Origin of the sequence: Pseudonocardia thermophila (genome assembly GCF_900142365.1) — a bacterium.
GTDB lineage: Bacteria > Actinomycetota > Actinomycetes > Mycobacteriales > Pseudonocardiaceae > Pseudonocardia > Pseudonocardia thermophila.
Genome location: NZ_FRAP01000001.1, coordinates 231317 through 245552 on the forward strand (window position 1 = coordinate 231317; position 14236 = coordinate 245552).

The following is a 14236-nucleotide window of genomic DNA, read 5'->3' on the forward strand; positions in this document are numbered from 1 at the left end:
TCGCCATCTCGGCGAATGTCAAGCATCTGGCGCTGAATTGTCGGATCGTCCTACATTCTTCCGCCCGTGACGCATCCGTACGAAGGACCCCGACCATGACCGCGAGCGCGGCCGTACCGACGTACGGCGCGGACATCTACACGGACGAGGCAATCCTCGAGCCCTACGAGCACTACCGAGCCCTGCGCGACCTCGGGCCCGCCGTGTGGCTGGAGCAGCACGGGGCGTACGCCGTGGCCCGCTACGCCGCGGCCCGGGCCGTCCTGCTGGACAGCGACACGTTCCGGTCGGCGAACGGGATCGCGCTCAACGAGCCGGCGAACCAGGTGATCCTCGGTTGCACGCTCGCCAGCGACGGCGAGCTGCACGCCCACCTGCGCAAGGTCGTGGCGCACCGGCTGATGCCGCGGTCGCTGCGACCGCTGCGCGAGGTCGTGGCGCGGCGCGCCGAGGAGCTGGTGGCCGAGCTGGTGGCGCGCGGATCGTTCGACGCCGTGACCGACCTGGCGTACGCGCTGCCGATGTCGGTCGTGCCGGACTTCATCGGCTGGCCGCAGGAGGGCCGCGAACACCTGCTGGAGTGGGCGAGCGCGAACTTCGACTCGTTCGGGCCGATGAACGCCCGCGCCGAGCGCACGATGCCCAAGTGCGGCGAGATGGCCGCGTACGGCGCGGAGCTGGTCCGCACCGGCAACGTCCTGCCGGGCAGCCTCGGCGCCGGGGTGCTGGAGGCGCGTGACCGCGGCGACATCACCACCGAACAGGCGATGATGCTGATGCTCGACTACCTCGCCCCGTCGCTGGACACGACGATCAGCGCCATCGGCAGCGCGATCTGGCTCTTCGCCCGGTACCCCGAGCAGTGGGACCGGCTGCGCGCCGAGCCGTCCCTCGTGCCGAACGCGGTCAACGAGGTCGTGCGCTACGAGTCACCGATCCGGGCGTTCGGCCGGCTCGCCGAGACCGACACCGAGATCGGTGGCGCGCCGATCCCGGCGGGCTCACGAGTGCTGGTGATCTACGCGGCGGCCAACCGGGACGAGCGCAAGTTCGCCCGCCCCGACGAGTTCGACGTCGCCCGGCCCGATGCGGTGCACCAGCTGGGCTTCGGCGTGGGCGAGCACGGGTGCGCGGGCCAAGCGCTCGCCCGCATGGAGACCGAGTCGCTGCTCACCGCACTCGCCCGGACGGTCACCCGGTTCCACCTCGACGGCCCGCCGCAGCGCGCCCTCAACAACCTCATCCGCGCGTTCGGCTCGGTGCCGGTCACCGTGGAGACGGAGACCTGACGTGCGGATCCTCACCAGCCGCGAACGCTGCGAGGGACACGGCCTGTGCGCGGCCCTGGCGCCGGAGGTGTTCGACCTGGACGACGAGGCCGTCGTCGTCAACCGGTTCGACGACCGGGAGGTCCCCGCCGAGCACGCCGAGGCCGCCCGGCGCGGGGTGCAGGCGTGCCCGGTGGCCGCGCTGCGGATCGCGGACTGAGGGTCACGGCACCAGCTCCTCGCCGTACCGCTCGACCCGGTCCCCGAGGGCGCGCACCGGGCCGTCGACGAGGCTGCGCCCGAGCGGGTGAGCGCGAAGTCGACGCACGACGGTGCCACCACGTAGGGGCGGCGCTCGATCAGCCGGTGCCCGAGCAGCCGGCGCAGGGTCTCGCCGAGCACCTTGGCGCTGATCCCACCGATCGCCGCCCGCAGCTCGACCCGGCGGCACGGGCCGGCGCGGAGCGCCGCGAGCACCACGGGGTTCCAGGTGGGGAGGAACAGATCGGTCGCCGCGCGCAACCGGCAGTCCGCGACCAGCTCGTAGCACTCCCGCATGGCGCCATCCTGCCCGCCCGGAGCGCACCATCGGTGTGCATCGGCCTGCCCACCGTCCCGGCATGCACATCGGGATCCTGGGAACGGGGACGCTGGCTGCGGCGCTCGCACACAGCTGGAGCCGCGCCGGGCACGACATCGCGATCGGCGGCCGGTCCTCGGCCGAGGCCGGGGCGCTCGCCGCGGAGGTCGCCGGGCGCGCCAGAGCCTCCGCGGGACGTCGGGCAGGACGAGGACGCGGTGCTGCTCGCCGTGGCGTGGACCGGTGTCGAGGAGGCGCTGCGCGCCGCGGGGCCCGGACGGCGCGCTGCGCGGTACGCCGCTGATCGATCCCGCCGAAGCCGTGGAGCACGGCGTCGGGATCGTCCTGGCGGAGACGTCAGCGGCGGAGCGGGTCGCCGAGCTCGCGACCGGGGCCCACGTGTGAAGGCGTTCCACCGGCCCCCGCCGAGGAGTGGACGGAGCGGTGGGCGGAGGAGCGGGCAGCGCATCCAGCAGCGCAGCCGGCAGCACCGCCGCACGTCGAGCCGGCGATCGTCGCGATGTGCGGCGACGACCCGGCCGCGCTGCGCGTCGTCGGTGAACTGGTGCGGGACGCCGGCGGCGAGCCCGCGGTGCTGGGGCCGCTGAGCCGGCCCGGCAGCTGGAGGAGGCCGCGGGATCCGTCATCGGGCTGGCGTTCGCCGGGTTCGATCCGAGCGCCGCGGTTCTCGAGCGTGCGGTAACCCCACGAGTCGCGCGCCTCGCCCGGCGAGAGTCCCGCGTCCTGCCCGGCGAGTCGCGCGATCGGCCGCCGCCGTGCCGCTTCCGCGCTCCACGTGCGGGCTCGACGAGGTGCGCGACTCGCCGGACGCGGTGCACGACTCGCCCACCGAAACGCGCGACTCGCGGGACGGAGCGCGCGACTCGCCGGGCGAGGAGCGGGACTCGCGCCCCGGCGACCTGCCCGGCCGCCTACCCCTTCAGGCCCAGCGCCGCGGCCAGCTCCCGCAGCGCGGGCAGGTAATCGGCCTTGTCATCGACCAGGACCTGGGCGCACACGTGGTCGGCCCCGGCGTCGAGGTGCGCGGTCAGGCCGGCGGCCGCCGCCGCGGCGTCGCCGTGCGCGACCAGCGCGTCGACCAGGGCGTCGCTGCCGTCGTTCGCGATGTCGGAGTCGCTCCAGCCGAGCCGCTTGAGGTTCGACACGTAGTTGCGCAGCCGCAGGTACGGCGTCGCCACGCGGCTGCGGCCGATGGCCCGCGCCGTGGCGACGTCGGTCTCGATCACGACCTTGTGCTCCGGGGCGAGCACCACCCGGCCCCCGACCTGCTCGTGGGCCGCCCGCGTGTACTCAGCGGGCACCAGGTAGGGATGGACGACGCCGGTGCGCTCGGCGGCCAGCGCCAGCACCTTGGGCCCGAGCGCGGCGAGGGCGAGGTGCTCCTTCGGCACCCCCTCGGCGTCGAGCGTGTCGAGGTACTGGACGATCGTCTGGTACGGACTGCGGTACTCCTTGATCGCCTCGGGATGCCCGATGCCGACGCCGAGCACGAAGCGGCCCGGGTGGCGCTCCTCGATCCGGTGGTACGAGGCGGCCAGCTCGTGCGGGTCCGCCGTCCACATGTTGACGATGCCGGTGGCGACGACCAGGTGGTCGGTCGCCGCGATCAGCGACTCGGCGAGCTCGAGGTCCGCGGGCGGGGAGCCGCCGATCCAGAGCGCGCCGAAGCCGGCGCGCTCGGTCTCCTGCGCGATCTCCGGGGTGAGATCCACGCGGCCGTGCCAGATTCCGTAGCGACCGAGGTCGGGGGTGGTTGCCATGCCCCGATCAAGTGCGCGAGCGGGCCGTCCCATTCCCGTCGGTGCCCGGTCGTACGGTGCAGGCGTGCGATCACCCGACGGTCAGGTGTGCGTGCCGGCCGATCCCGCCCTGCCGCGACAGGCTCCGCCCGGCACCGAGGCGGTCGTGGTCGGTGGCGGCATCGCCGGGATCAGCGCGGCCGTCGTGCTGGCGGAGCGCGGGGTCCGGGTCACGCTGCTGGAGGCCGCGCCCACCCTCGGCGGCCGGCTCGGTGCGTGGCCGCACCAGCTCTCCGACGGCAGCACGCAGGTGGTCGAGCACGGCTTCCACGCGTTCTTCCGCCACTACTACACCTGGCGGGCGATCCTGCGCCGGATCGACCCGCAGCTGCGCTTCCTGGCGCCGGCGGGCAGCTACCCGGTGATCTCCCGCGAGTGGCCGGCCGAGGACCTCGACGGTCTGCCGGCCCGAGCCCCGTGGAACCTGATCACGCTGTTCACGCGCTCCCCCAGCCTCGGCCTGCGCGACCTGCTCGGCTCCCGCCAACGGCTCGCCACCGAGCTCCTGGCGTACGCACCGGGTCGCACCGCGGCGGCGTTCGACCACATCCCGGCCGCGGCGTTCCTGCAGCGGCTGCGGCTGTCCGACCGCGCTGTCGCGATGCTGTTCGAGGCGTTCGCGCGGTCGTTCTTCGCCGATCCCGCGGCGCTGTCGGCGGCCGAGCTGATCGCGATGTTCCACTACTACTTCGTCGCGAACCCGCAGGGCATCGGGTTCGACGTGCCGATCACCGACCACGCCTCCGCGATCTGGGAGCCGCTGTCCGCCCACCTGCGCGAGCACGGCGCCGAGATCGTCACCGCCGCGCCCGTCACGGAGATCGCCCCGGCCGATGGGCACCGCTGGAGCGTGCGGACCGCCGGCGCCGAGCTGCGCACCCGCCACCTCGTGCTGGCCGTCGACCCGGGCGCGCTGAAGACGCTGATCGCCGCCTCCCCCGGACTCACCGAGCAGGCCCCGGTGCTCGCCCGCAAGGTCGCCGCGCTCCAGCTGGCGGCGCCGTTCGCGGTGACCAGGCTGTGGCTCGATCGCGACGTCGCGCCGCACCGGGCCGCGTTCTCCGCGGTGAGCCGCGAACCCACGCTCGACTCGGTCGCCGTGTACTCGCGGCTGGAGCGCCCGAGCATCGACTGGGCCGCCCGCACCGGCGGCGCGGTCGTCGAGCTGCACTCGTACGCCACGCGGGCGCCGGACGCGGCCACCGCGACCGCCCGAATGCGGGCCGAGCTGGCGGCGCTGTGGCCGGAGACGGCGGACGCGGAGATCCTCGACGTCCACGAGCTGTACGCCGCTACCGCACCCGCGTTCCCACCGGGCGGCGCCGCCGACCGGCTCGGCGTCACCGGCGCCGCGCGGGGCGTCCGCCTCGCCGGGGACCACGTCGCCACCCCGTGGCTCACCGGCCTCATGGAGCGCTCCGCCGCCACCGGGGTGCTCGCGGCCAACGACGTCCTCGCCGAGGTGGGCGCGGGCCCGGAAGAGCTGCGGTGCGGGCCGCAGCACGGCCTGCTGTGGCGGCTGCCTCCGTATCGGTGGCGGCCATGAGGGTGGCGCTCGACCCTGGTCCGCGCGGCGAGCGCATGCGGCTGCGCCGCCTCGCCGAGGACGGCACCCCGATCGGCCCACCGGAGACGGTGACCGCCGCCGAGGTCCGCGCGCTGGAGCGCGGGTGCTCCCCGCGGTGGGTGCTCGCCCGCCAGCACCGCTATCGGCGGCTGCTCGCCGCCGGGATCACCCTGGGCCGCAACCACGACGTCGAGCTCGTCGAGGGCATCCTGGTCGCTGCGGACGGCAGGTTCGGCGAACCGCACGGGCTGGCCGCGGCGGCGGCCCGGCTGACCGGCCGGGAGCCGCCACCCGATCCGCCGGCTCCTGCACACGACGGCGACGGTCTGTTCGACACCGGCCCAGCCGATGAGCTGGCCGACATCGTCGCCGTCCACGCCGCCCAGCAGCGCACGCTCGCCAGGGGCCCGGCCGGGCTGCGGCTGCTCGCGGCGGCGGAGTCGGCCGGCGCGCTCGTCGCCGGGGAGATGCACGCGCACGGGCTGCCGTGGCGGGCCGACGTGCACGACGCCCTGCTCACCGAGGCGCTCGGCCCGCGGCCGGTGCACGGCGGTCGCCCGCCGAAGCTGGCGGCGCTGGCCGAGCAGGTGCGCGAGGCGTTCGGGCGACCGGTGAACCCGGACTCCCCCGCCGAGCTGATCCGCGCATTCGCCCGGGCCGGCCATGAGCTGGGCACGACCCGCTCGTGGGAGCTGCGCCGGATCGACCATCCTGCGGTGGCGCCGCTGCTGGCGTACAAGGAGCTCGCCCGGCTGCACTCGGCGCACGGTTGGTCGTGGCTGCGCACGTGGGTGCGGGACGGGCGGTTCCGGCCGGAGTTCGTCGTCGGCGGTGTGGTGACCGGACGCTGGGCCACCCGCGGCGGTGGCGCGCTGCAGATCCCGAAGGCGGTGCGCGCGGCGGTCCGGGCGGACCCGGGCTGGAAGCTGGTCGTCGCCGACGCCGCGCAGCTCGAGCCGCGCGTGCTCGCGGCGCTATCCGGTGATCACCGGCTGGCCCCCGGCACCGACGATCTCTACTCAGCACTGGCCGATCGCGAGTTCGGCGGCGATCGCTCCAAGGCCAAACTCGCACTGCTCTCCGCGATGTACGGCGGCACGGCCGGCGAGGCGGGCGAGCTGGTCGCGCGGCTGCGGCAACGGTTCCCCGCCGCCATGGCCTACGTGGACGGGGCGGCGCGGGACGGCGAGGCCGGGCGGTTGGTCCGCTCCCACCTCGGCCGCACCTGCCCGCCCGCCGGGCCGCTCACCACGGCCGCGGCGGCGCGAGCGCGGGGCCGGTTCACCCGCAACTTCGTCGTGCAGGCCACGGCGGCGGAGTGGGCGCTGGTGATGCTGGCCGAGCTGCGGGCGGCGCTGCGCAGCGCCGGGAGCCCCGCACAACTGGTGTTCTTCCAGCACGACGAGGTGATGCTGCACGTCCCCGAGGAGGCGGCCGGCGAGGTCGTCGACGCGGTCCACGCCGCGGCCGCGACCGCGGGCCGCCGGCTCTTCGGCGACACGCCCGTCCGTTTCCCGCTCACCCCTCGGGTGGTCGACGGCTACGACGAGCGCTGACCCGCGCAGTCGGCGACCCCGGTCGGGTCACGGATCACGAGACCGTCACGAATTGCATCCCTGCAATTCTGCTGGACGGGCGGGGCGCCCCGAGGTTGTCACACGATCGAGTGGCAACTCTCGGTCATTGATGCGAAACTGTGGGTAATAGCGATGCACTGTCCACAGACGCATCCGCGCCGACCGCAGCCGAGGACCCAGGCCGCGGGGAGGAAGGGGTCATGACCGGTACGGACCGACCGGACGACGCCACGACCGCCGCGTACACCGACCGCGAGCGCGCGATCGTCGCCGCGCTCACCCGGCTGTCCGTGCGCGGCCCAGACCCCGACGAGCGCGCCCGCGCCAAGGACCGCCTGATGCTCCGCCTCGCCGCCGAGTTCCCCGCGACCACCGCGGCGCCGAGCAGCGGCGCTGCCATCGCTTCCTGAACGTTGCACTCGCCGGCGCCCGGGCCGGCCGCCCGTTCTCCGGACCCGCCGCGCCTGGCGCGTGACTCGCGGTCCTGCCTGCACGACTCGCGCGCACGACTCGCTGGACCGAACGCGGAACTCGCCGGCCGAGACTCGCTGACCGGCACGGCCGGGGAGCGCACGCTGCCGGAACAGCCGCCGCCAGAACACAACGAACGGTCCTTTCGTCCACTCGGGGTGGACGAAAGGGCCGTTCGTGGCCTCATGGCCGTCCTCTGGGGTTCAGCCCGGCTCGCCCCGCCAACCCGGGCTGCGCGGCCAGCACCGGCCCCACCACCGCCCGCAGCATCGGGCCCACCTCCGTTTCGCCGCGCACCAGCGCCGTGAACAGCACCCCGTCGAAGGCCGCCAGGACCTGTCGCGCCGACCGTTCCGGCTCCGTCGCCCCCAGCGCGGCGAGCCCGGCCGCGGCCATCTGCGCGACGGCTGCGGCACCCCGGCCGAGCAGCTCCCGCAGCTCGGCATCGTGCATGGCCGCGACGCTGAGCTCGTAGCGCGCCTGGGTGAGGGCCCGCTTCGGCCCGGCCATCACCTCCCCCGCCGCGACCACGAGATCGAGGAATCCCGCGACGTCCGTCGGCACCCGCGGCGGCGCCCCGAACTGCCGGTCGATCTCGACGAGCCGGTCGATGCAGCCGGCGACCAGCGCCTGGCGTGTGCGGAAGTAGTACGACGTGCTGCCGGTCGGGATACCGGCCGCGTGGTCGACCGCGCGGTGGGTCAGGCCGCGCATGCCGTCGGACGCGAGCACCGACAGCGCCGCGTCGAGGATCTCGGTGCGCCGATCGAGCATCCCTCACCCCTCTACATCCGTAGAGGAGGCATGCTAGCCTTCCTCTACACCTGTAGAGGAGCTGACATGGACATCACGATCGTCGGCGCCGGACCGGGCGGGCTCGCCGCCGCCGTCGCCGCCCACCGCAGCGGCCACACCGTCACCGTCCTGGAGCGCGCGCCCGAGCTGCGCGAGACCGGCGCCGGGATCGGGCTCATGCCCAACGCGGTCCTCGCTCTCGACCGGCTCGGCCTCGGCGCCGCCGTGCGCGCGCAGGCCACCCCACCGCACGCCGACTCCGGCGCCGGCATCCGCGACCGCTGGGGCCGCGCCCTCCTGGCCACCGACCAGACCCGGGTCGTCGTCCGCACCGGCGCCCCGTACGCGGTCGTGCCGCGCACCTGGCTGCACCGCCTGCTGCAGTCCGCTCTCCCCGCCGGCGTGATCCGCACCGGCATCCCCGTCGAGGACGCCACCCGGCTCGACGCGGATGTCGTGATCGCCGCCGACGGCGCCCGCAGCGCCACGCGGAGTCGGCTGTTCCCCGACCACCCGGGCCTCGTCGGGTCCGGCGAGCTCGCCGCCCGCGCCATCGCCCCCTACGTGCCGGCGGACGCGCTGTTCGGCGAGTTCCTCGATCACCGCACCGGCGAGCGCACCGGGGCGCTGGAGATGGCCGACGGCCGCGTCTACTGGTACGCGACCTGGCGCGAGCCGATCGTCGGACCCGCACCCACCGAGCCGGGAGAACGCCTGAGCTGGCTGGCCGAGCGGCGCGCCGACTGGCACCCCGCCCTCGTCGAGATGATCAAGGCGACCCCGGCCGACGGCGTGCACATCACCGAGACGGCGCAGCTCGCCACGCCGCTCCCGGCGTTCCACAAGGGCCGGATCGCACTGCTCGGCGACGCCGCCCACGCCATGACCCCGGACCTCGGGCAGGGCGGCTGCCAGGCGTTCGAGGACGCGGCGATCCTCCAGTCCGTTCTCGCCGACGCCACCGCCGCGACCGCCGAGGCCGCGCTGGCCCGCTACAGCCGGTTGCGGGTCCCGCGGGTCACCGAGATCCTCGGCGCCGCCCGCTCGGCCCACCGCGTGCTCGGCCTGCGCGGCGTGCGCGGGCGCGTCCGCGACATGCTGCTGCGGGCGGTCCCGCGGTCGGCCGCGACTCGCACGCTGGCCCGGCAGCTGCGGTTCGATCCGGTCTGAGAGCCGTCAGGCGCCGAGGGCCGCGAGCGCAGCCTCCGCCATACCCTTGGTGCCCAGGTCGTTGGGGTGGAACGGCGCGGCGGCCGCGGTCGGCACCAGGCCCTCGATCCACTTCACGCCGGGCTCCTGGCACGCGTCGTGGCCGATCGACGGCGTGTACGTGTCGACGAAGATCACGCCCGCCTTGTGGGCCTGTTCCTCGATCATCGCGTTGAGCCGCTTCTCGGTCTCCCGCAGGTACGCCACGTCGCCCGGGCTGAACGGCACGATCGGGAAGCAGCCGGGGCCCTTGTCGGGCAGGATCGCCGGGTAACCGAGGATCGCGATCGTGGCCGAGGGCGCGCGCTCGGCGATACCGCGCAGCGTCGCGGCGATCTTCGGGGCGGCCTTCTTGATCCGCTCGGCGAGCTGGTCCTTGCCGCCCGCGGTGTAGTAGTCCTTGCAGGCGCTGCCGTGCGGGTCCAGCGGTGAGCGGACCACGCACTCCTCGATGATCCCGGCGAAGCCGACGTCGTTGCCGCCGATCGTGAGGGTCACCAGCGACACGTCGGGGCCGAGCGCGTCGAACTGCGGCGGGTTCGCCCCGTCCGCGACCTGCTGAGGGGACGTCATGTTCTCGGTGGTCGCGCCCGAGCAGCTCACGTCCCGGTACTTGGCCTTGCCCAACTGCTTCGCCACGTGCGACGGGTAGTTGCTGTCCGAGCGGAAGCAGCCGAAGGGCACCCCGTGCTGCACCGGCACCAGCGGCGCGGCGGTGAAGGAGTCACCGAGCGCGACGTAGCGGCCGTTCGCGGCGGCAGCCGGGGTGGCGGTGAGCACGATCGTGGCGGCGGCCGCCGCCACGACGGACATGGTTGCGACAACCGAGCGACGCAGGTGGATCACGCCCGCTCAAACGACGCCTCCCCGTCTGCGGATATCACCCGAGCGGAGGATGTTCGCCGCCCCGGAACGCACCCCTGGTGCGGGCGGGGCGGCGCTCCTACCGTCCGGGAACCATGCAGCGCAGCAGCGAACGCATCCTGACCACCCATGTCGGCAGCCTCGCCCGTCCGCGGCCGCTGCTGGAGCAGATGCGGGAGAAGGAGCACGGCCGCCCCTACGACGTCGACGGCTACTCGAAGCTGGTCGCCGACGCGGTCACCGAGGTCGTCGGCAAGCAGGTGGAGGCCGGGCTGGACGTCGTCACCGACGGTGAGATGAGCAAGGTCAGCTTCTTGACCTACGTCAAGGACCGGCTGTCCGGGTTCGCCGCGGGCACCGGGGAGAAGCTGATGCCGCCGTCGTGGCAGGTCGAGATCGACGCGTTCCCCGAGTACTACGCCGATTACCTGGGCAAGTACACCGAGCAGGTCTCCCCCATGACGACCATGGTGTGCACGGGCCCGGTGTCCTACGTGGGCCACGAGCAGCTGCGCACCGACATCGAGAACCTGCGCGCCGCGCTCGCGGCGCAGCCGGAGGGCGCGGTCACCGAGGCGTTCCTGCCGTCGACGAGCCCGTCCGGGTTCGGCCGCAATGAGTACTACGCCAGCGAGGGCGAGTACCTCTCCGCGGTCGCTGAGGCGCTGCGCGAGGAGTACCTCGCCATCGTCGAGGCCGGGTTCCTGCTCCAGGTCGACGACCCGTGGCTGATCGAGTACCTGTCGGAGAACCCGGCGACCACGCCCGAGCAGCGCCGCGCCGCGGCCGAGCAGCACATCGAGATCCTCAACCACGCGCTGCGCGGCATCCCACCGGAGAAGATCCGACTGCACACCTGCTACGGGCTCAACCACGGCCCGCGGGTGCACGACATCCCCTTCGCCGAGGTCGCGCCGCTGATGCTGCGGATCAACGCGGGCGCGTACTCGTTCGAGGTGGCTAACCCGCGCCACCAGCACGAGTGGAAGATCTGGCGGGACCTGCCGCTGCCCGACGGCAAGATCCTCATCCCCGGCCTGGTCGGGCACGCCACCAACTACGTGGAGCATCCCGAGCTGATCGCCGACACCATCGAGCTCTACGCCGGCATCGTCGGCCGTGAGAACGTGATCGCGGGCGCGGACTGCGGGTTCTCCTCCCGCGCCTCGTTCAAGCCCGAGGTGCACCCGACGGTCGTGTGGGAGAAGTTCCGCGCGCTCAGCGAGGGAGCGCGGATCGCGAGCGCGCGGCTCTGGGGGCGATGAGCCGCATTCCATGACCGGGCCGGATACGGTCGCGGTCATGAAGCAGCAACGCAGGGCCCGGGCCATCGCGATGACGCCCGAGGAGATCGACGCCTTCCTCGCCGAGGAACGGGTCTGCCGGGTCGCCACGATCAGCCCGAGCGGGCCGCACGTCACCCCGCTCTGGTACGTCTGGCACGGCGGGGCGCTGTGGCTGACGTCGATCGCGCGCAGCCAGCGCTGGATCGATCTCCAGCGGGACCCGCGCGTCGCCGTGGTCGTCGATGCCGGCGGGGCCGACTACACGCAGCTGCGCGGCGTGGAGATCCAGGGTCGGGTCGAGGTGGTCGGCGAGGTGCCGCGCACCGGCGAGCCCTGCCCCGAGCTGGACGGGCCCGAGCAGGCGTTCGCCGATCGCTACAACAACGGCAAGGTCGTGCACGACGGGAAGCACGCCTGGCTGAAGGTCGTCCCCGAGAAGATCACCAGCTGGGACTTCCGCAAGCCCGCGGCGCAGGCGAACGTGCGCCGGCGCGTCGAGACCACCCCGTGACGATCGGACGGCGCCGATGGCCGCGTGCGCGGCCATCGGCGCCGTCGTGCGTCACGGCGTGCCCACCACCATCGGCCACAGACCAGCCGGGCCGGCCTCCAGCGCGAGCCGGCCGACGAGGTCGTTCCACTCCGCCTCGCTGCCGTCCTCGTCCCGCCACGCCCACAGCCGGGTCGTGGTCAGCCGCAGCCGGTGCTCGCGGGTGAAGCCGATCGCGCCGTGCACCTGGTGCGCGATCCGCGCGACGACGCCGGCGGCCTCGCTGGTCCGCGACTTCGCCGCGGCGACGGCCAGCTGCACCTCGGCGTCGCCGAAGCCGGCGCGGTCGATCTTGCGTGCGGCCACGGCGACGGCGGACTGCGCCGCGGCCACCTCGCCGGCGGCGAGGGCCAGCTGCTGCTGGATCGCCTGGAAGCGGCCGATCGGCCGGCCGAACTGGATGCGCTCCCCCGCGTACTGCACGGCCGCGGTGAGCGCTCCGCGGGCCGCGCCCGCGAGCAGCGCAGCCCGCCCGAACGCGCCGCGCAGCCGCAGCTCGGAGCCCACCCGGTCGTCGACACCGGCGACGGTGATCGCGCCGTCGACGGTCACGGTGTCGCGCGGCTCCTCGGCGACGTTGGTGCCGTCGGTGATCTCCACGCCCGCCGGGTCGATCAGCAGGACCGCGTCCCCGGCGAGCACGACGATCCCGGCGGCGGACCGCGCCCACGGCACCCGCCGCAGCGTGCCCGCCGCCCGCCGCGCGGTGCGGTCGACGTCCAGATCTGCGGTGGCCAGTGTCAGCGGTCCGTCCGGCAGCGGGATGCCGGCCGTGTGCAGCAGCCATCCGGCGGTGAGGTCGGTCTCCACGAGCGGGACGCGCCCGGCGAACTCACCTGCCGCACCGAGCACGACGGCGGACTCGACGAACCCGGCACCGCTCCCGCCCACCTCCTCGGGCAGGGTCAGGCGGGCCAGGCCGGTCTCCTCGAGGGTCGACCACAGGGCGGCGTCGAAGCCGGAGCCCTCCGCGTCGGCGTCGGAGAAGACGGAGGTGGCCAGATCCTGCAGCTCGTTGGTCTCGGTCTCGGTGGTCATCGCAGCCCCAGTCCGCGCGCGACGATGCCGCGCAGCACCTCGTTGGTCCCGCCGCGCAGGGTGAAGCCCGGCGCGTGCAGCACGGATTCGGCGAGCAGCCGGGCGAACCCGGGCTCGGCCCCCGGATCGGGCGGGATCGACACCAGCAGCCGGGCCGCGTCGATCACTTCGTTCTCGAAGCGGGTGCCCAGGTCCTTGACGACGGCCGCGGCCAGCTCCGGGGCGTGCCCGGCCTCCAGCGCACCGGCGATCGACAGCGACATCCCGCGCAGCGTCCACAGCCGGGACACGAGCGAACCGACCTGGCGGCGGATGCCCGGGTCGGTGACGCCCTGCAGCTCCCCGATCAGCGCGGAGAGCAGCGGATAGGTGGACAGGAACCGCTCGGGTCCGCTGCGCTCGAAGGCGAGCTCGCTGGTGACCTGGTGCCAGCCGTTGCCGATCTCGCCGAGCACCATCGAGTCCGGCACGAAGACCTTGTCGAAGACGACCTCGTTGAAGTGGTGCGCCCCGGTGAGCAGCGGGATGGGCCGCACCGTCACGCCGGGGGCGCGCAGGTCCACGATCAGCTGCGACAGCCCGGCGTGGCGGTTCTTCTCGTCGGGCGGGGAGGTGCGCACCAACGCGAAGAACGCGTGGGCGCGGTGCCCGCCGGACGTCCAGATCTTGGTGCCGGTCAGCTCCCAGCCGCCGTCCACGCGGACCGCGCGGGAGCGAACGCTGGCCAGGTCGGAGCCGGAGTCCGGCTCACTCATGCCGATGCCGAAGTAGATCTCACCGGCGGCGATGCCGGGCAGGAACTTCTGCCGCTGCTCCTCGGTGCCGAACCGCATCAGCGACGGGCCGATCTGCCGGTCGGCGACCCAGTGCGCGGCCACCGGGGCCCCCGCAGCGAGGAGCTCCTCGGTGACGACGTAGCGATCCAGCGGCGAGGCTCCGTGCCCGCCGTACTCCGTGGGGATGGTCATGCCGATCCAGCCGCGGCGCGCCAGCTCCTTGGTGAACCGCTCGTCCCAGCCGGACAGCCAGACGTCCGCTCTGGGCGTCCAGAGCCCGGCTTCGAGTTCCTGCTGGAGGAATTCGCGGACGGAGGCTCGCAGCGCCGCGACACGGGGCGGCAGCTCGATCGGTGGCGGTACCAACGCTGGCAGACTCACCCGCACATCCTGCACCGCCTCGCGCGCTGCGCACTGTGCGGTTCGGCACAGCCG

At 74.1% G+C, this 14236-nt stretch carries 15 protein-coding genes and 1 pseudogene; 10 read left to right on the top strand and 6 right to left on the bottom strand.

The window, feature by feature from the left end; genetic code table 11:
- Positions 1-95 precede the first annotated feature (95 nt).
- Together BUE41_RS01145 and BUE41_RS31060 are read left to right on the top strand one after the other, a co-directional pair.
- A complete protein-coding gene (locus BUE41_RS01145) occupies positions 96-1289 on the top strand; it encodes a cytochrome P450 (RefSeq protein WP_073454918.1) in 1194 nt (397 codons plus the stop codon).
- Position 1290: 1 nt separating this feature from the next.
- A complete protein-coding gene (locus tag BUE41_RS31060; protein WP_073454919.1) occupies positions 1291-1488 on the top strand; it encodes a ferredoxin in 198 nt (65 codons plus the stop codon).
- 134 nt (positions 1489-1622) lie between these two features.
- Here the strand turns inward: BUE41_RS31060 and BUE41_RS31595 are convergent.
- Positions 1623-1826 (bottom strand): annotated as a pseudogene (locus BUE41_RS31595) (winged helix-turn-helix transcriptional regulator); the annotation flags it as partial.
- Between the two features lie 62 nt (positions 1827-1888).
- Between BUE41_RS31595 and BUE41_RS32765 the strand changes: the two are divergent.
- Both BUE41_RS32765 and BUE41_RS31070 read left to right on the top strand, forming a co-directional pair.
- Positions 1889-2152 (top strand): NAD(P)-binding domain-containing protein, encoded by a 264-nt coding sequence (locus BUE41_RS32765; protein WP_073454920.1) that lies wholly within the window; start codon positions 1889-1891, stop codon positions 2150-2152.
- On the top strand, positions 2092-2253 hold the full coding sequence (locus tag BUE41_RS31070) for a hypothetical protein (RefSeq protein ID WP_200803730.1): 162 nt from the start codon (positions 2092-2094) through the stop codon (positions 2251-2253). The genes BUE41_RS32765 and BUE41_RS31070 overlap by 61 nt, the downstream gene beginning before the upstream one ends.
- 527 nt (positions 2254-2780) lie before the next feature.
- On the opposite strand, the gene BUE41_RS01170 is transcribed toward BUE41_RS31070, so the two are convergent.
- Complete coding sequence (locus BUE41_RS01170) at positions 2781-3629, bottom strand: TIGR03620 family F420-dependent LLM class oxidoreductase (protein ID WP_200803703.1); 849 nt, start codon at positions 3627-3629, stop codon at positions 2781-2783.
- A gap of 64 nt (positions 3630-3693) precedes the next feature.
- On the opposite strand from BUE41_RS01170, the gene BUE41_RS01175 reads away from it, so the two are divergent.
- The 3 genes from BUE41_RS01175 to BUE41_RS01185 all read left to right on the top strand — a co-directional run bounded on the left by BUE41_RS01175 (position 3694) and on the right by BUE41_RS01185 (position 7222).
- Positions 3694-5214, top strand: a complete 1521-nt coding sequence (locus tag BUE41_RS01175) for an FAD-dependent oxidoreductase (protein ID WP_073454923.1) — start codon at positions 3694-3696, stop codon at positions 5212-5214.
- Positions 5211-6791 (top strand): bifunctional 3'-5' exonuclease/DNA polymerase, encoded by a 1581-nt coding sequence (locus BUE41_RS01180; protein ID WP_073455133.1) that lies wholly within the window; start codon positions 5211-5213, stop codon positions 6789-6791. The genes BUE41_RS01175 and BUE41_RS01180 overlap by 4 nt, the downstream gene beginning before the upstream one ends.
- A gap of 221 nt (positions 6792-7012) precedes the next feature.
- On the top strand, positions 7013-7222 hold the full coding sequence (locus tag BUE41_RS01185) for a hypothetical protein (RefSeq protein ID WP_073454924.1): 210 nt from the start codon (positions 7013-7015) through the stop codon (positions 7220-7222).
- A 244-nt stretch (positions 7223-7466) separates the two neighbouring features.
- Here BUE41_RS01185 and BUE41_RS01190 read toward each other — a convergent pair whose 3' ends face one another.
- Positions 7467-8057, bottom strand: coding sequence for a TetR/AcrR family transcriptional regulator (locus BUE41_RS01190; protein ID WP_073454925.1), 591 nt, complete (start codon positions 8055-8057; stop codon positions 7467-7469).
- A gap of 66 nt (positions 8058-8123) precedes the next feature.
- On the opposite strand from BUE41_RS01190, the gene BUE41_RS01195 reads away from it, so the two are divergent.
- Complete coding sequence (locus BUE41_RS01195) at positions 8124-9248, top strand: FAD-dependent monooxygenase (RefSeq protein WP_073454926.1); 1125 nt, start codon at positions 8124-8126, stop codon at positions 9246-9248.
- Positions 9249-9254: 6 nt separating this feature from the next.
- Here the strand turns inward: BUE41_RS01195 and BUE41_RS01200 are convergent, their stop codons facing one another.
- Positions 9255-10100 carry an SGNH/GDSL hydrolase family protein gene (locus BUE41_RS01200; RefSeq protein WP_073454927.1) on the bottom strand — a complete coding sequence of 282 codons (846 nt, stop codon included), beginning with the start codon at positions 10098-10100 and terminating at the stop codon, positions 9255-9257.
- Positions 10101-10246: 146 nt separating this feature from the next.
- On the opposite strand from BUE41_RS01200, the gene BUE41_RS01205 reads away from it, so the two are divergent.
- Positions 10247-11416 (top strand): cobalamin-independent methionine synthase II family protein, encoded by a 1170-nt coding sequence (locus tag BUE41_RS01205; RefSeq protein ID WP_073454928.1) that lies wholly within the window; start codon positions 10247-10249, stop codon positions 11414-11416.
- Between the two features lie 37 nt (positions 11417-11453).
- A complete protein-coding gene (locus BUE41_RS01210; protein ID WP_073454929.1) occupies positions 11454-11948 on the top strand; it encodes a pyridoxamine 5'-phosphate oxidase family protein in 495 nt (164 codons plus the stop codon).
- 51 nt (positions 11949-11999) lie between these two features.
- Here the strand turns inward: BUE41_RS01210 and BUE41_RS01215 are convergent, their stop codons facing one another.
- A complete protein-coding gene (locus tag BUE41_RS01215) occupies positions 12000-13025 on the bottom strand; it encodes an acyl-CoA dehydrogenase family protein (RefSeq protein WP_073454930.1) in 1026 nt (341 codons plus the stop codon).
- On the bottom strand, positions 13022-14182 hold the full coding sequence (locus BUE41_RS01220) for an acyl-CoA dehydrogenase family protein (protein ID WP_073454931.1): 1161 nt from the start codon (positions 14180-14182) through the stop codon (positions 13022-13024). Before BUE41_RS01220 ends, BUE41_RS01215 begins: the two co-directional genes overlap by 4 nt.
- Positions 14183-14236 lie beyond the last annotated feature (54 nt).